18 protein-coding genes and 1 pseudogene are annotated in these 14,768 nt (G+C 65.9%); 8 read left to right on the forward strand and 11 right to left on the reverse strand.

Going from position 1 to position 14,768, the window contains the following annotated elements:
• The 8 genes and pseudogenes from VK533_RS06025 to gluQRS form a co-directional block, all read right to left on the reverse strand.
• A pseudogene (locus VK533_RS06025) lies at positions 1–249 on the reverse strand (acetylglutamate kinase); the annotation flags it as partial.
• A 105-nt stretch (positions 250–354) separates the two neighbouring features.
• The gene (locus VK533_RS06030; RefSeq protein WP_324375959.1) at positions 355–990 is read right to left on the reverse strand and encodes a queuosine precursor transporter; all 636 of its coding nucleotides are present in this window, start codon (positions 988–990) and stop codon (positions 355–357) included.
• Between the two features lie 45 nt (positions 991–1,035).
• The gene (locus VK533_RS06035) at positions 1,036–1,905 is read right to left on the reverse strand and encodes a 3-hydroxybutyryl-CoA dehydrogenase (RefSeq protein ID WP_324375960.1); all 870 of its coding nucleotides are present in this window, start codon (positions 1,903–1,905) and stop codon (positions 1,036–1,038) included.
• 131 nt (positions 1,906–2,036) lie between these two features.
• Positions 2,037–3,026: an L-histidine N(alpha)-methyltransferase gene (gene egtD, locus VK533_RS06040; RefSeq protein WP_324375961.1), complete on the reverse strand. Its 990-nt coding sequence runs from the start codon at positions 3,024–3,026 to the stop codon at positions 2,037–2,039.
• Positions 3,027–4,295, reverse strand: coding sequence for an ergothioneine biosynthesis protein EgtB (gene egtB / locus VK533_RS06045; protein WP_324375962.1), 1,269 nt, complete (start codon positions 4,293–4,295; stop codon positions 3,027–3,029).
• Positions 4,296–4,365: 70 nt separating this feature from the next.
• Entirely contained in the window at positions 4,366–4,938 is a 573-nt protein-coding gene (locus tag VK533_RS06050; RefSeq protein ID WP_324375963.1) for a cob(I)yrinic acid a,c-diamide adenosyltransferase, read from the reverse strand.
• A 3-nt stretch (positions 4,939–4,941) separates the two neighbouring features.
• Positions 4,942–5,175: a hypothetical protein gene (locus tag VK533_RS06055; RefSeq protein ID WP_324375964.1), complete on the reverse strand. Its 234-nt coding sequence runs from the start codon at positions 5,173–5,175 to the stop codon at positions 4,942–4,944.
• A 9-nt stretch (positions 5,176–5,184) separates the two neighbouring features.
• Complete coding sequence (gene gluQRS / locus VK533_RS06060; protein ID WP_324375965.1) at positions 5,185–6,036, reverse strand: tRNA glutamyl-Q(34) synthetase GluQRS; 852 nt, start codon at positions 6,034–6,036, stop codon at positions 5,185–5,187.
• Between the two features lie 207 nt (positions 6,037–6,243).
• Here gluQRS and VK533_RS06065 point away from each other — a divergent pair, with 207 nt between their 5' ends.
• The 4 genes from VK533_RS06065 (at position 6,244) to VK533_RS06080 (ending at position 9,508) form a co-directional block, all read left to right on the forward strand.
• Positions 6,244–6,810 carry an HNH endonuclease gene (locus VK533_RS06065; protein ID WP_324375966.1) on the forward strand — a complete coding sequence of 189 codons (567 nt, stop codon included), beginning with the start codon at positions 6,244–6,246 and terminating at the stop codon, positions 6,808–6,810.
• A 159-nt stretch (positions 6,811–6,969) separates the two neighbouring features.
• Positions 6,970–8,157, forward strand: coding sequence for an acyl-CoA dehydrogenase (locus VK533_RS06070; protein WP_324375967.1), 1,188 nt, complete (start codon positions 6,970–6,972; stop codon positions 8,155–8,157).
• The gene (pdxH, locus tag VK533_RS06075; protein ID WP_324375968.1) at positions 8,157–8,735 is read left to right on the forward strand and encodes a pyridoxamine 5'-phosphate oxidase; all 579 of its coding nucleotides are present in this window, start codon (positions 8,157–8,159) and stop codon (positions 8,733–8,735) included. Before VK533_RS06070 ends, pdxH begins: the two co-directional genes overlap by 1 nt.
• On the forward strand, positions 8,732–9,508 hold the full coding sequence (locus tag VK533_RS06080) for a PhzF family phenazine biosynthesis protein (RefSeq protein ID WP_324375969.1): 777 nt from the start codon (positions 8,732–8,734) through the stop codon (positions 9,506–9,508). Before pdxH ends, VK533_RS06080 begins: the two co-directional genes overlap by 4 nt.
• Here the strand turns inward: VK533_RS06080 and mnmA are convergent.
• Positions 9,505–10,611 carry a tRNA 2-thiouridine(34) synthase MnmA gene (gene mnmA / locus VK533_RS06085; protein ID WP_324375970.1) on the reverse strand — a complete coding sequence of 369 codons (1,107 nt, stop codon included), beginning with the start codon at positions 10,609–10,611 and terminating at the stop codon, positions 9,505–9,507. The two genes, VK533_RS06080 and mnmA, sit on opposite strands and share 4 nt — an antisense overlap.
• Positions 10,612–10,714: 103 nt before the next feature.
• Between mnmA and VK533_RS06090 the strand changes: the two genes are divergently transcribed.
• The 3 genes from VK533_RS06090 (at position 10,715) to VK533_RS06100 (ending at position 11,743) form a co-directional block, all read left to right on the forward strand.
• Positions 10,715–10,969: a hypothetical protein gene (locus VK533_RS06090; protein WP_324375971.1), complete on the forward strand. Its 255-nt coding sequence runs from the start codon at positions 10,715–10,717 to the stop codon at positions 10,967–10,969.
• Between the two features lie 103 nt (positions 10,970–11,072).
• Positions 11,073–11,372, forward strand: a complete 300-nt coding sequence (locus VK533_RS06095; protein WP_324375972.1) for a DUF1153 domain-containing protein — start codon at positions 11,073–11,075, stop codon at positions 11,370–11,372.
• A 113-nt stretch (positions 11,373–11,485) separates the two neighbouring features.
• Entirely contained in the window at positions 11,486–11,743 is a 258-nt protein-coding gene (locus tag VK533_RS06100; protein WP_324375973.1) for a GlsB/YeaQ/YmgE family stress response membrane protein, read from the forward strand.
• Between the two features lie 193 nt (positions 11,744–11,936).
• Here the strand turns inward: VK533_RS06100 and VK533_RS06105 are convergent, their stop codons facing one another.
• Together VK533_RS06105 and VK533_RS06110 are read right to left on the reverse strand one after the other, a co-directional pair.
• Positions 11,937–12,629 (reverse strand): SIMPL domain-containing protein, encoded by a 693-nt coding sequence (locus tag VK533_RS06105; RefSeq protein WP_324375974.1) that lies wholly within the window; start codon positions 12,627–12,629, stop codon positions 11,937–11,939.
• A gap of 69 nt (positions 12,630–12,698) precedes the next feature.
• On the reverse strand, positions 12,699–13,709 hold the full coding sequence (locus VK533_RS06110) for a GlxA family transcriptional regulator (RefSeq protein ID WP_324375975.1): 1,011 nt from the start codon (positions 13,707–13,709) through the stop codon (positions 12,699–12,701).
• A gap of 119 nt (positions 13,710–13,828) precedes the next feature.
• Between VK533_RS06110 and VK533_RS06115 the strand changes: the two genes are divergently transcribed.
• Positions 13,829–14,768 (forward strand): DJ-1/PfpI family protein (locus tag VK533_RS06115; protein ID WP_324375976.1); only part of this gene is annotated, 940 nt, incomplete at its 3' end.

Consider the following 14,768-nt stretch of genomic DNA (forward strand, 5'->3'; position numbering starts at 1 on the left):
CCCCTGTGCCTTGAGCGCCGCGCCGATCTGCGGGCCGCCGCCATGGACGACGATCGGGTTGATGCCGACCGCCTTGAGCAGCACGACATCCTCGGCGAAGTCCTCGGCCGCGTCGGCATCGCCCATCGCGTGGCCGCCATATTTCACGACGAAGGTGCTGCCCGCGTAACGCTGCATATAAGGCAGCGCCTCGGCGAGCGTTTCCGCCTTGAACAGCAATGCGGGATCGGGCGCGTGATCGGTCATGATCGGGCCTTTAGCGTCCGTTTTCCACTTCGTCATTCCCGCGAAGGCGGGAATCCATATTCTCTCGGTTTGGAGGTTATGGATCCCCGCCTTCGCGGGGATGACGGATCAGGCGCGGTCGAGCTTGCGGCCCAACGCGACGAACAAGGTGATCAGCCACGGCACCAGGATGACCGAAAGCACGACCTTGGTCAGCATCTGCCCCGCCATCAGCCCCAGGATCGGCCGCTCGCCGTAGAAGGATATGGTGATGAACAGCAACGTATCGACCACTTGCGATACCGCGCTGGCGATCATCCCGCGCAGCCACACCAATTTGCCGGTGCCGCCGGCGAGTTTCGAGAAGATCAGCACATTGAGCGTCTGCGACGTGCCATAGGCGATCAGGCCCGCGATCATCATCCGCGCGCCCTGGCCGACCACGATCGGGAAGGCGGCGACCGCGGGCGGGTACATGCCGGGATCGGTCGGCAGCACCAGCACCAGCCGGATCAGCAAGGCGGCCACGATCAGCGGTACGAAGCCCCAGCGCACCATCGTGTCGGCGGTCTTGCGGCCATGCAGTTCGGCGACCGCGCTGCCCATCACTACCAGCAGCAGGAAGGCGAAGATGCCCGCCTCCACCGCAAGCGGCCCGAGCGCGACCTGTTTCACCCCCAGCACGCCGGCGGTGGTGACCATGCCGCCATAGAAGAGCGAGAAGGCGAACAGCGATTTCGGGACGGCCGGTGCGGATGTTTCCATCAGCTCATGCGTAACGGATGACGCGCTTCTGTCATCAAAAATTCGTCAGCGCGTCGGCACCGGCTCGGGACCCGAATAATCGTAGAAACCGCGGCCGGTCTTGCGGCCGAGCCAGCCCGCTTCGACATATTTGACGAGCAGGGGCGCGGGGCGGAACTTGGGATCGCCCGTGCCTTCGTGCAGGACGCGGGCGATTTCGAGGCAGGTGTCGAGCCCGATGAAATCGGCGAGCGTGAGCGGCCCCATCGGATGGTTGAGGCCGAGGCTGACCGCCGCGTCGATGTCGGCCACGGTGGCGACGCCCTCGCCCAGCGCGAAGATCGCCTCGTTGAGCATCGGCAGCAGTACGCGGTTGACGATGAAACCGGGCGCATCGTTGGCGTGGACCACGGTCTTGCCGAGGCTCTGCGCAAAGGCCTCGACCCGGGCGACCGTTTCGTCGGAGGTGGCGAGGCCGCGGATCAACTCGATCGGCTTCATGATCGGCACCGGGTTGAAGAAATGCACGCCCATGAAGCGGGCCGGATCGGGCGAGGCCTGCGCCAGCCGCGTGATCGGGATCGACGAAGTGTTGGTGGCGAGGATCGCGTCGGGCTGCAGCGTCTTGCCGACCTCGGCGAAGATGGCGCGCTTGATCGATTCGCGCTCGGTCGCGGCCTCGATCACGATCTCGGCTTCGGCGAACGCGGCATGCTCGCCCTGCGGCTGCAGCCGTTCGAGCGCGGCCTCGGCGTCCGTCTTGCCGATCTGCTCCTTCTCGACCGCGCGGGCGAGGCGCTTGGCGATGCCGGCCTTGCCCTTTTCCGCCACGTCCAGGCTGACGTCCGACAGCAGCACGCGATAGCCCGATACGGCCGCTACCTGCGCGATGCCCGCGCCCATCTGGCCCGCGCCGATAACACCGATCGTCTTCATAGATTCCCGCTCGCCTCTAAAGCTTCGTCATTCCCGCGCAGGCGGGAATCCATAGCCTCCATGATCCAGATTGAGCCGGGACGGTAGAGCCTATGGATCCCCGCCTGCGCGGGGATGACGGGGCAGGTTTATCAGGGCGCCGTCGGCTCGGGCTTGGCCTCGGCAAGGATCAAGGAAAACATCTGCTTGTCGTCGGACCATTCGCGCAGTGGTGTCCAGCCGCCGGCTGCGAGCAACTGCCGCCCGCTGCGCGGCGTATATTTGTGGCTGTTCTCGGTGTGGATCGTCTCGTCGGCGCCCATTTCGAAATGGCGGCCGGCGATCATGAAGCTCACATCGCGCGTCGCCGCGAGATGCATCTCGATTCGGCTCCAGGTATCGTTCCAGATCGCACGATGCTTGAACGCATCCAGCGGAATGTCGCCGCTCAACTCGCGGTTGATGCGCTCGAGCAAATTGAGGTTGAAGGCGGCGGTGACGCCGGCCTGATCGTCATAGGCCCGGATCAGGATGGCGGTGTCCTTCACCTGGTCCATCCCAATCAGCAGCATCGATCCGACGCCCATCGTCTCGATCATGTCGCGCAGCAGGTTCACGCCCGATCGGGGCACGAGATTGCCGATCGTCGAACCCGGGAAGAAGCCGAGCTTGGGCACGTCCGCGATCTCGGCGGGCAATTGCACCGGATGCATGAAATTGGCCTCGACCGGCAGGACCGGCAGGCCCGGGAAGCTCTCCGCCAAAGCAGCGGCTGAATCGCGCAGGAAATCGCCCGATATGTCGATCGGCACATAGAAAGAGGGCGCGACGCTCGACAGCAAGCGCGGCGTCTTGAGCGACGAGCCCGATCCGAATTCGACCACCGCGCGGCCCTTGCCGGCGATCCGTCCGACATCGGCGCTGTGCGCGGCGAGCAGGCCGCTTTCGGTGCGCGTGGGATAATATTCGGGGAGTTGCGTGATCTCCTCGAACAATTCCGAGCCGCGCCGGTCGTAAAACCAGCGCGCCGGAATCGCCTTCTTGCGCTGCGACAGCCCGTCGAGCACGTCGGCGAGGAAGGCGGGATCGGCCTGCGACACGTCGGCGGCCGGATCGTCGGCCAAATGCTCGTTACGCAGCATCTAAAGGTCCTTCGCCAGGCGCAGGCCGGTGAATTGCCACCTTTGCCAGGGGTAGAAGAAGTTGCGGTAGGAGGCGCGGCTGTGGCCACGCGGCGTCGCGCAGCTCGCGCCTTTCAGCACCGCCTGTCCGCTCATGAACTTGCCGTTATATTCACCGACCGCGCCCTTAGCAGGGGTGAAGCCGGGAAATGGCAGGAACGCGCTCCCCGTCCATTCCCAGACGTCGCCGAACATCTGGCCGGGCGAATCGCTCCATCGCGCCGCGCGCGGGCGAACCGGTCCGGCGGAATCGAGCTGGGTGCCGGCGGCGGGGTCGAGACCCTGCGCCGCGCTTTCCCATTCCGCCTCGGTCGGCAGCCGCGCCCCGGCCCAGCGGGCATAAGCGTCGGCCTCATATTGCGAGATGTGGGTAACGGGGGCTGCGGGGTGGAGCGGGCGCAGGCCGTCGAGCGCGAAGCCCAACCAGTCATGTTCGCCATCGCGGCGCCAATAGAGCGGCGCTTCGATGCCCTCGCGCTTCACCCACGCCCAGCCGTCCGCCAGCCAATGGTCCGGGCGGGTGTAGCCGCCGTCGGCGATGAAGGCCTGCCACTCGCTGTTGGTCACCGGCCGATCGGCGAGCGCGTGGGGATGAAGCAATTCGGTGTGGCGCGGCCCTTCGCTATCGAACGCGAAGCCATCGCCGGCATGGCCGATCTCGACGATGCCGGTGATGCCTTCGTTCCAGCCGAAGCCGTCCAGCGGCGCGGGCTGGTTGCGCGGCTGATTCCACACCGCCGGATCGACCGGGTTGGCAGCGAACGCGGCAAGCAAATCGGTCAGCATCAATTCCTGGTGCTGCTGCTCGTGATTGATGCCGAGCGTGACCAGATCGCGCGCCGCCGGCGGCAGCGACGGCAGCGCATCGGTCAGCGCCGCGTCGATCGCCGCGCGCCACGCCAGGATTTCGTCGAGGCTGGGTCGGGCGAGCATCCCGCGCCGGTCGCGGGCGTGGCGGGCGCCTTCGGCTTCGTAATAGGAGTTGAAGAGGTAAGCGTAGCGCTCGTTATAGGGTCGATGGCCGGTGACATGGTCGCGCAGCACGAACGTCTCGAAAAACCACGTAGTATGCGCGAGATGCCATTTGGCGGGTGAGGCGTCGGGATGCGGCTGGATCGTCGCATCCGCATCGGATAACGGCGCTGCGATCGCGACCGACAGATCGCGCGTGCGCCGATAGGCGGCGCAGAGGTCAAGCGGATCCGTCAGGTCCTGCGCGCGAGCGGCCATGTGGATGCCCCTTCAGCCGAGCGCCACGGTGGCGCGTTCCCCCTTTAACATCGTTGCGACAACGCCCCAATCAACCCCGTGTTGCGCCGGGAACCCAAAGTATGTCGCCACCTGCTGCCATATTGATCAGCCGTCCGAGCACGAACAGATGGTCGGACAGGCGATTGATATAGGTCAACGCCTGCGGATTCAGGCTGACCTCGCCGGCCGCCGCGACCGCGGTCCGCTCGGCGCGGCGCACGATCGCGCGGGCCAGATGAAGCAAAGCGGCGGCGGGCAATCCGCCGGGCAGGATGAAGGAGGTGAGCGGGCTCAGCGCCTCGTTCATTTCGTCGATCTCGCGCTCGAGCCGCTCGACCTGCGCGGCGGTGATGCGCAAAGTCATCTCGCCGGGCGTAAAATCCTCGCCCGGCGTGGCGAGGTCGGCGCCGAGATCGAACATCTCGTTCTGGATGCGCGTCAACATTTCGCGCGCGGGGCCATCGTCGAGTGCGGCGACCGCGACGCCGATCGCACTATTAGCCTCATCGACATCGCCGATCGCGACCATGCGCGGATGCGCCTTGCTGACGCGCGATCCGTCGACCAGCCCGGTTTGCCCGGCATCGCCGGTGCGCGTGTAGATTTTGTTGAGCTTGACCATTGGTCAGCCGGCGTGGCCGCGCGCGATCAGCAGAAACAGGACCGCCAGAATGACCGCCGCCGCCTGAAACTGGACGCGCCGCCACATCATGCGGTTCTGCTGCAGGCCGGACGTGCTGACGCCATGCCCGTCCACCTCGTCGCGGTTGGCGCGCAACATGACGATCACGCCGCGCACGATCGAGACAACCGCGCCGATTGCGGCCAGGACGATAAGGATGAAGAGGAAGGTTTTCATAGAGCCGCTTTAGGCCTCGGCATCGGCTGCGCCAATCGGAACTTGGCCGCTGCGCAGCGCCGCCAGCAATGCTCCCGGATCAGCGCCCTCGGCGCGCAGTTCGGCGAGCGGACGCGCGCAGTTGCGCTTGGCGAGCCGCTTGCCGTCCGGCCCGACCAGCAGCGGGTGATGGTGGTAAAGGGGCGTGGGCAGGCCAAGCAGAGCCTGGAGCAGGCGGTGGACGTGCGTCGCCTCGAACAGATCGACGCCCCGCACCACATCGGTCACGCCCTGCGCCGCATCGTCGACCGTGACCGCGAGATGATAGGATGTCGGCGTTTCCTTGCGGGCGAGCACGACATCGCCCTGGGCGAGAGGATCGGCCTCGATCCAGCCGGCCGGTTTGTCATGCCAGCGCAGCGGCCCGGTCAGCGTGACGGCGGCGGCCATGTCGATCCGCCAGCAATGGGGTTCGTGCATCCGCGCCGCGCGTTCTGCGTCCGACAGCGGCCGGCATGTCCCCGGATAGACCGGTCCCTCGCTCCCATGCGGCGCGCTCGCGCTGGCGGCGATTTCGGCGCGGGTGCAGAAGCAGGGATAGGCCAGCCCCATCGCCTTCAGCCGTTCGAGCGCCTCGGCATAGAGTGCCATCCGTGTCGATTGGCGCAAAACCGCCCCGTCCCAGGCCAGGCCGAGCCAGCGCAAATCCTCATCGATCCCCGCCAGGAACGCCTCGCGACTGCGCGTGCCGTCGATGTCCTCGATCCGCAGCAGGAATTGCCCGCCTGCTGCGCGCGCCAGATCGTGCGCGCACACCGCCGAAAAGGCATGGCCGAGGTGCAATCGCCCGGTCGGACTGGGGGCGAAACGCGACACCACCATCACATTTGGCCACATAATTCTGGACTCAGGAAAAAACGCCGCTTGACCGCGAGTCGCGGGAATGTTGTCATGCTCACGTCACGCCGCTCTGGCAGGCGGCGAGACGACGGAGACGTGGCGGCAACGGCCTCGCCTCCCGCGTGCGACGGGACCGAGTGACGATCCCTGGCCGGTACGCTCCGCCGACGCGGAGGGTTTGGTCGTTCCATGTATCATCCTGATCTCATTCGACACCCGGATAGCTGCCCGACGTTGGTGTTGAACGCCGATTATACGCCGCTGTCTTATTACCCGCTCTCGATCTGGCCGTGGCAGACCGCGGTCAAGGCGGTGTTCCTCGATCGCGTCTCCATCGTCTCGCATTATGAGCGCGAGGTGAGAAGCCCGACACACACCATCAAACTGCCGTCGGTGATCGCGCTCAAGCAATATGTGCGCCCGTCGGCGCATCCCGCCTTCACGCGGTTCAACCTGTTCCTGCGCGATCGCTTCTCCTGCCAATATTGCGGGACGCTCGCCGACCTGACTTTCGACCATGTCATTCCGCGCGCGCAGGGCGGGCGCACGACATGGGAGAATGTCTCGACCGCCTGCGCGCCGTGCAATCTCCGCAAGGGCGGACGGACGCCGCGTCAGGCCGGCATGAAGATCGCCGAACTGCCCTACCGCCCGACATCGTGGCAGTTGCAGGAGAATGGGCGGAGCTTCCCGCCCAACTATCTGCACGACTCCTGGCGCGACTGGCTTTACTGGGACATCGAATTGGAGGCGTAGCTTTCGAGAAGCGCCGCACCGGCCCGCGCCCCCACCCGACCTCCCAGCCAGTGTATGCTATGGGAGGTCGGGTGGGGGCGCGGGCCGGTGCGGCGGAATGCGCTCTTCCGCGCATTCTCGAAGGGTAATAAGACCCCACCAAATTCGATGGAGTCAGGCGTGAGCGCCGGAAGCGTATTTCAATGGGACGACCCGCTGTTGCTGGAACACCAGCTCGGCGAAGAAGAAATCATGATCCGCGATACGGCGCGGGCCTATGCGCAGGACAAATTGGCCCCGCGCATTCGTGAAGCTTATGCCAACGAACATACCGATCGCGCGATCTTCAACGAGATGGGCGAACTCGGCCTGCTCGGCGCCACCTTGCCCGAACAATATGGCGGCGTCGGCGCGAATTATGTCAGCTACGGCCTGGTCGCGCGCGAGATCGAGCGGGTCGACAGCGGCTATCGCTCGATGATGAGCGTCCAGTCGTCGCTCGTGATGTTTCCGATCCACGCTTACGGCTCCGAAGAACAACGGATGCGTTGGCTGCCGAAGCTGGCGGCGGGCGAACTGGTGGGCTGTTTCGGCCTGACCGAGCCCGAAGCCGGCTCCGATCCGGGCGGGATGCGCACGCGCGCCGAGAAAATTGACGGCGGCTACAAGCTGACCGGCGAGAAGATCTGGATCACCAATTCGCCGATCGCGGACGTGTTCGTGGTCTGGGCCAAGTCCGACGCGCATGGCGGCAAGATCCGCGGCTTCGTGCTTGAAAAGGGCATGAAAGGGCTGAGTGCGCCGAAGATCGAGGAAAAGCTCTCGCTCCGCGCGTCGATCACCGGCGGGATCGTGATGGAAGGCGTCGAGGTCTCCGAGGACCATCTTCTCCCCAACGCGCAAGGGCTGGGCGGGCCGTTCGGCTGCCTCAACCGCGCGCGCTACGGCATCGCCTGGGGCGTGATGGGCGCGGCCGAGGATTGCTGGCACCGCGCGCGCCAATATACGCTCGACCGCCGTCAGTTCGGCCGGCCGCTCGCCGCGACGCAGCTCGTCCAGAAGAAGCTCGCCGATATGCAGACCGAGATTACGCTCGGTTTGCAGGCGGCGCTGCGCGTCGGGCGGCTGTTCGACGAGGGCAAGATGGCGCCCGAGATGATCAGCCTGATCAAGCGCAACAATTGCGGCAAGGCGCTCGATATCGCCCGCGTCGCGCGCGACATGCACGGCGGCAACGGCATCACCGGCGAATATCACGTCATCCGCCACTCGCAGAACCTCGAGACGGTCAACACCTATGAGGGCACGCACGACGTGCATGCGCTGATCCTCGGCCGCGCGCAGACGGGCATCCAGGCGTTCAGTTGATGGCGGACGATCCGTTTGCCTTGTTCGACGCCTGGTATGCCGAGGCGCGGGCGTCCGAGCCCAACGATTCCAACGCGATGGCGCTGGCGACCATCGGGGCGGACGGCCAGCCTTCGGTGCGGATGGTGCTGTTGAAGGGCCACGATGCGCGCGGCTTCGTCTTCTACACCAACCTCAACAGCCGCAAGGCACGCGAGCTGATCGACGGCCCCAAGGCGGCCTTGCTGTTCCACTGGAAGTCGCTCCGCCGGCAGATCCGGATCGAGGGCGCGGTGAGCGGCGTGTCGGAGGCCGAGGCCGACGCTTATTTCGCGACACGCGGCCGCGATTCGCAGCTGGGCGCGTGGGCATCGGATCAGTCGCAGCCCTTGCCGTCGCGTGATGTGTTCGAAGCCCAGTTCGCGGACATGGAGGCGCGGTTCGAGGGGCAGGATGTGCCGCGTCCGCCGCACTGGTCGGGCTTCCGCGTCGCGCCGGAGCGGATCGAATTCTGGCAGGATCGCGCGCACCGGCTGCACGAACGCCGTCTGTTCACGCGCACCGGCGACGGCTGGGACGAGGGCCTGCTCTACCCGTGAGCGATCTGCCTTTCTGGCACATCGACGCCTTCGCCGACGGCCCCTTCACCGGCAATCCGGCGGGCGTGCTCCGGCTCGACCGCTGGCGCGACGCGGAGACGCTTCAGGCGATCGCACGCGAGATCAACCTGCCCGCGACCGCCTTCGCGGTGGCGATGGATGGCGAGGCGGATTTCGAGATCCGCTGGTTCTCGCCGCGCGGCGAGATTGGCCTGTGTGGGCATGGCACGCTCGCCGCCGGCCACGCGCTGATCGGCGACGGCACAGCGGTCTGCTTTGCCACGCGGACGGCAGGGCTGGTGCGCGTGGAGCGCGATGGCGCCACGCTCAGTCTATCGCTGCCGGTCATCCGCGTCGTGCCGCAGCCCTTGCCTGATGCGGTCGCGGCGATCGGCGGCGCGCCGGTCGAGACGCTCCGGCACGATCGCGGCTACGGTATCCTGCGCTATGCGGATGAGGCGGCGGTGCGCGCGCTCGCACCGGACTTCGCCGCGCTCGCCGGCATGGGTGACGTGCAGTTCAGTGCGACCGCCCCGGGATCGGACAGTGATATCGTCAGCCGCGTCTTCACGTCGCGGGGCGGCGAGGATGCGGTGACGGGCTCGGCGCATTCGGTGCTGACGCCTTATTGGGCGGCTCAATTGGGCCGCGAATCCTTCACCGCGTTCCAGGCCTCGGCGCGCGGGGGACGATTGGACTGCCGGTTGGAAGGTGAGCGCGCGGTGCTGAGCGGGAAATGCGTGACGGTGATCGAAGGCCGTTTCCGGGCCTAGGCCGCTTCCAGCTCCGCCGCGACCGTCTCTTCGATCCAGCCGCCGCCGAGCACGCGCTCGCCAGCGTACAGCACCGCCGCCTGGCCGGGGGCGACGCCATATTCGGGCATGTCGAACAATACATGCTCGCCATCGAACCGCGCCGGGACCGGCTTGGCGAGCGAGCGCACCTTGACCGACAGGTCGCCGCCGAAATCTTCGCCCAGCCAGTTGAGCTCGCTCAGCCGCGCGCCGCGGACCGCCAGCGCCTGGCGCGGACCGACCACCAGCCGCCGTTCGGCCGCATCGATGCGGACGACGTAGAGCGGCTCGGGTGTGCCGCCGATTTCGATCCCGCGGCGCTGGCCGACGGTGAAGCCGGTGATGCCGCGATGCTGGCCGATCACGCGGCCCGACAGATCGACGATGTCGCCGGGCGCCGCGGCTTCGGGGCGGAGCTTGCGCACCAGCGCGCCATAATCACCGTCGGGGACGAAGCAGATATCCTGGCTGTCGGGCTTGGCCGCGACCAGCAACCCATGCTCGGCCGCGATCTCGCGCACCCGATCCTTGGGCATGCCGCCCAACGGAAAGCGCAGATAATCGAGCTGATCGCGCGTGGTCGCGAACAGGAAATAGCTCTGGTCGCGCGCCGGATCGACCGCGCGGTGCAGTTCGGGGCCGTGCGTTCCGATCACGCGGCGGACATAATGGCCGGTCGCGAGGCAATCCGCGCCGAGATCGCGCGCGAGCTTGAACAGATCGGTGAACTTCACGCCCTGATTGCAGCGCACGCAGGGGATGGGGGTGCGGCCCGCGACATAATCGTCTGCGAAGCGATCGATCACCGATGTACGGAACGCGCTTTCATAGTCGAACACATAATGCGCGATGCCGAGCCGCTCGGCGACCCCGCGCGCGTCGGCGATGTCCTTGCCCGCGCAGCAACTGCCGGCGCGGCCCACGGCGGCGCCATGATCGTAGAGCTGGAGCGTGACGCCGATCGTCTCCGCGCCGCTGGCGGCGGCGAGCGCGGCCACGACCGAGCTGTCGACCCCGCCCGACATGGCGACGACGATGCGGCGGCGTCCGCCCGCATTTCCGAGTTGAAACAGGACTTCCACGATGGGCCGCCCTCTAACCGATTAGGTCCGAAATGGAAAACGAGACCTAAAAATCTCCAGCCCCCGCCCGTCATAGGAAAAGGACGACGGGAGTAAGCGGAGCGTGAAGATACATCTGGACATGACGGGCAGCCCGCTCGCCAAACCGGACTTCGCGATGCTCCGCGCCGGGCTCGCGGCAGCGCAGGCGACCACGCCGACCGCCGCCGCGAGCGACAAGGCCCATAGTCGACTCGACCTCACCGAGGCGCTGACCCGCTTGTTCGGGGACCAGGTCGCGGACGCCAAGGAAGCGGCTGCGCTGCACGGGAGCTTCAATCCCGCGTCGGTGCGGGACGAGGACGAGGACGAAATATGACCGGTAACTTTACCTTCCGGTTTCAACCTTCCTTCAACCCGAAGGTGATAGGCCGGAGGAATGAGGGGGAGCGGGGCCCGCTTGGGCAAGCGCGAGGATGGGAATGATAGAGAATCAAAAAATCAGGCCGGCGCAGGTAGTGGGTCCCTTGGGTGAACCGCTGACTATCGATTCGCTGCCCCCGCCCGGCACGACCCGCTGGGTCGTACGCCGCAAGGCTGAGGTCGTCGCTGCCGTCAATGGCGGACTGCTCAGCTTCGACGAAGTGTGCGAGCGCTACGACATCAGCCTCGAGGAGTTCGCCTGCTGGAAGCGTGCGGTCGAGCGATCGGGCATGCCGGGCCTGCGCGTGACGCGCATCCAGCATTACAAGTCGCTGTACGAACGCCAGCAGAAATACTGACCTAGATTATCCGTCTTGGGGGGAGCGCGCCGGGAACAAACCTTGTTCCCGGCGCGTATCCACGTCCGAGCGCCGCACGGCTTTTCTTGCCTGCGGTGAACAGGAGGACGGATATGGGACTCATTCTCTGGCTGGTGATTGGCGGCGTGGTGGGATGGCTGGCGAGCATCGTCATGCGGACTGATGCGCAGCAGGGCATCGTCCTGAACGTTGTCGTCGGTATCGTCGGTGCGTTCGTCGCGGGCCTGATCTTCTCGGGCGGCAGCATCAACAACGCGCCGCTCAACCTCTATACGTTCCTGACCTCGCTGGTGGGTGCGATCATCCTGCTCGCGATCGTCAATCTGGTTCGTCGCGGCAGCGTCCGCTAAACGACAGTTTCGTCGCGCAAAGGGTCGCCCCGGGAAACCGGGGCGGCCCTTTTCGTATGCGTGGTCTGGTTCAGCAGGCTGAACCAGAGGCCGCATCGGCCTGCACCCCCACCCGGCCTCCCAGTCAGACTATTCTATGGGAGGCCGGGTGGGGGTGCGGGCCGGTGCGGCTCAGCGTAGCTGAAAAATGCCGTCAGTTCAGCTCGAACACGACCGAAAGGTTGACGGTCAGTTCCTGCTCGCCCGCCTCGACCGGGGTCGTATCGGCCTTGGCGCGCGCCATCATCGCCATGGGGCGCACGATCGGGCCGGACCCTTCGCTCTCGCTGATCCGCACGATCCGCCTCACCGTCAGCCCTGCCGCCTTGGCATAGAGCTCGGCGCGCGTGCGGGCAGTCGCCAGCGCCTTGGCGCGGGCCTCATCGAGCGCGGCTTCGGGATGCTCGACCGAAAGCGTCGGCCCGTCGATCTGGTTGGCGCCGGCCGATACCAGGGCATCGATCACGCCGCCCGCACCGGTAAGGTCGCGGATGCGGACCGAAACGCGGTTGCTTGCCTGATAGCCGGTCAGCACCGGCGGCTGATTGTCGCCATAGCGATATTGCGGCTGAAGGTTGATCGACTGGGTCTGAATGTCGCGATCGGCGACGCCGGCGTGCTTAAGCGCGGCGATGGTCGCGGTCATCGCTTTGGCATTGGCGGCCATCGCGTCGCCCGCTTTGGGTGCCTGCGTCACCACGCCCGCGCCGATCGTCGCGATATCGGGCGCGCGCGTCGAGGTGCCGGTGGCGGAAACATCGAGCTCGGTGCCCGCGATCGGTGTGGTGGTCACGTCGGCGAAGGCGGGCGCGGCGGCGAGAATCGCCAGCGGCAGCAGGATCTTCATTACGGATACTCCTCTTCCTGGAGGATGGTCATCGACGAAGCGTGGTGCACGGTCGATGAACGCTTATCGTCAGGCTGCTGCAACGAAGTCCGTCGCGGCAGCAACATGGCCGAAGCGCTGGCGATATTCACCCGGCGTGATGCCTACCCTTTTGTTGAACGCCCGATGCAGGCCCTCGACGCCGCCAAATCCAGCGCGCTCCGCCACTCTCGAAAGTGGCCAGTCGGACGTTTCCAGCAAGGCCTTGGCGCGATTGACGCGGGCGACTTCGACGAATGCGGCCGGGCCGATACCGGTCTCTTTCTGAAACACCCGCGAAAAAGTCCGCTCGGTCATGCCCACGCGCGCGGCGAGATGTGGAACGCTGAGCATGCCGCAGGGATCAGCGCCGATATCGGCGATGAGCTGACGAAGCCGCGGCGTGGCCGCGGCCTGGACGTTCAGCCCGGCGCTATATTGGGTCTGCCCCCCGGGGCGCCGCATGAACAGTACGAGGTTGCGCGCCACCGCCAGAGCGAGTTGCGGACCGCAATCCGCTTCGACGAACGAGAGGCAAAGGTCGATTCCCGCGGTCACGCCGGCGGACGTGTAATAGGGCGCATCCGCGACAAAAATCGCATCGGGTTCAAGCCGAACCGCCGGTCGGAAATTCCGCATCTCGTCGCAGAAATCCCAGTGCGTAGTCGCGCGACGACCGTCCAGCATTCCGGCTGCGGCGAGCACGAATGCCCCGGAGCAGACGCTTCCAATCCTGCGGGTGGTCGCCGCGCGTCGGTTGAGCCAGTCCAGAATGGCTGGATCAGCCATGCACTTCAGCCCTTCCCGGTTGCCGCCTGCGACCAGGATTGTGTCCAGACCTGTCGGAAGATCTTCTAGCGCGATGGAGTTTGCGAGCGCGAGGCCTGAATTGCACGCGATCATGCCTCCGTTCGGCGACGCGAGGAGGACCTCATAAGCGTCGCCGTCGCCGAACCTGTTCGCCATCGCGAACACCTCGAGCGGCCCGACAATGTCGAGCGATTGTGCGCCCGGGTAGCCCACGAGGGCCACTTTGCGCGATGCGGATAAGGGTTCAGTCATTGGCGTAGAGTGCAATAGAAATGACATTTCTGCCACCACTCATTGGCCCTAGGAGATTGCCGTCCGAAAGTCGGATGGAAAAGGAATGCTCTGATGAATAGCAAATGCGCCAACAAACAATGTTCGTGCCAGCCCTGCACCTGTGGGCCGAAGTGCACGTGCGGCTCGGCCTGCGCCTGCAAGGCACCCGCGCGCGATACCGCACGCTCCGGCCGCTGATCGCACAGATCTGTGACCAGGCAGCCCGTCCGGGGCCTGTTCCCGGCTCCGGACGGCATCCAGAAGGAAATCCAATGCGCTTCAAGTTTCTGGCCTGCGGCGCGATGCCGCTCGCCTTCGGCGTATCGCTCGCCATCCCGACCATGGTCGTAGCAGTGCCTGCGCTATCCGCGGTCTCTGCGGCCGACGGTTTCGTGCTGCCGGCGCCCAAAGTGGGTCGGCACCGCCCCCTTATCGCGATCCTCGCCGACAATGGCGGCGCACAGACGACCGACTTCATCGTGCCTTATGGCGTGTTGAAGGATTCCGACGTCGCTGACGTTCGCAGCGTTTCCACCCGGACGGGGACCATCACGCTGACGCGCGGCCTTCGCATCACGGCGGACGAAACGATTGCCGCTTTCGATGCCCGCGAGGCGGCAGGCGCGGATATCGTCATCGTTCCGGCTCAGGCCGATCCCAGGAATGCCGTAGTTGCCGGATGGCTGCGGACGCAGGCGGCCAAGGGCGCGACGATCATATCGGTCTGCGACGGCGCGCGGGTGCTGGCCAATGCCGGCCTGCTCGACGGACGGCGCGCTGTCACGCATTGGGCAAGCTTCCAGGGTATGGCCAAATCCTACCCGACGACGAATTGGATCAAGGACCGCCGTTATCTGCAAGACGGCCCCATCATTTCGACGGCCGGCGTGACTGCATCCATCCCGATGTCGCTGGCTTTGGTGGACGCTATCGGTGGCCACGCGGCTGCCATCGCGACTGCGCACCGTTTTGGCGTCGAGGATTGGGGTTCAGCCCATCGCACCACTGATTTCTCGATCGAGAAATCGGACATCGCTG

Origin of the sequence: Sphingomonas sp., assembly GCF_035317925.1 — a bacterium.
Lineage (GTDB): Bacteria > Pseudomonadota > Alphaproteobacteria > Sphingomonadales > Sphingomonadaceae > Sphingomonas_I.

Coding starts and splice junctions, on each gene's coding strand:
- VK533_RS06055 (WP_324375964.1), bottom strand. CDS start 5,175: ATGAAAACCTTCCTCTTCATCCTTATCGTCCTGGCCGCAATCGGCGCG.
- egtD (WP_324375961.1), bottom strand. CDS start 3,026: ATGCTGCGTAACGAGCATTTGGCCGACGATCCGGCCGCCGACGTGTCG.
- gluQRS (WP_324375965.1), bottom strand. CDS start 6,036: ATGGTGGTGTCGCGTTTCGCCCCCAGTCCGACCGGGCGATTGCACCTC.
- VK533_RS06100 (WP_324375973.1), top strand. CDS start 11,486: ATGGGACTCATTCTCTGGCTGGTGATTGGCGGCGTGGTGGGATGGCTG.
- VK533_RS06065 (WP_324375966.1), top strand. CDS start 6,244: ATGTATCATCCTGATCTCATTCGACACCCGGATAGCTGCCCGACGTTG.
- egtB (WP_324375962.1), bottom strand. CDS start 4,295: ATGGCCGCTCGCGCGCAGGACCTGACGGATCCGCTTGACCTCTGCGCC.
- VK533_RS06050 (WP_324375963.1), bottom strand. CDS start 4,938: ATGGTCAAGCTCAACAAAATCTACACGCGCACCGGCGATGCCGGGCAA.
- VK533_RS06030 (WP_324375959.1), bottom strand. CDS start 990: ATGGAAACATCCGCACCGGCCGTCCCGAAATCGCTGTTCGCCTTCTCG.
- pdxH (WP_324375968.1), top strand. CDS start 8,157: ATGGCGGACGATCCGTTTGCCTTGTTCGACGCCTGGTATGCCGAGGCG.
- VK533_RS06095 (WP_324375972.1), top strand. CDS start 11,073: ATGATAGAGAATCAAAAAATCAGGCCGGCGCAGGTAGTGGGTCCCTTG.
- VK533_RS06110 (WP_324375975.1), bottom strand. CDS start 13,709: ATGACTGAACCCTTATCCGCATCGCGCAAAGTGGCCCTCGTGGGCTAC.
- VK533_RS06105 (WP_324375974.1), bottom strand. CDS start 12,629: ATGAAGATCCTGCTGCCGCTGGCGATTCTCGCCGCCGCGCCCGCCTTC.
- VK533_RS06035 (WP_324375960.1), bottom strand. CDS start 1,905: ATGAAGACGATCGGTGTTATCGGCGCGGGCCAGATGGGCGCGGGCATC.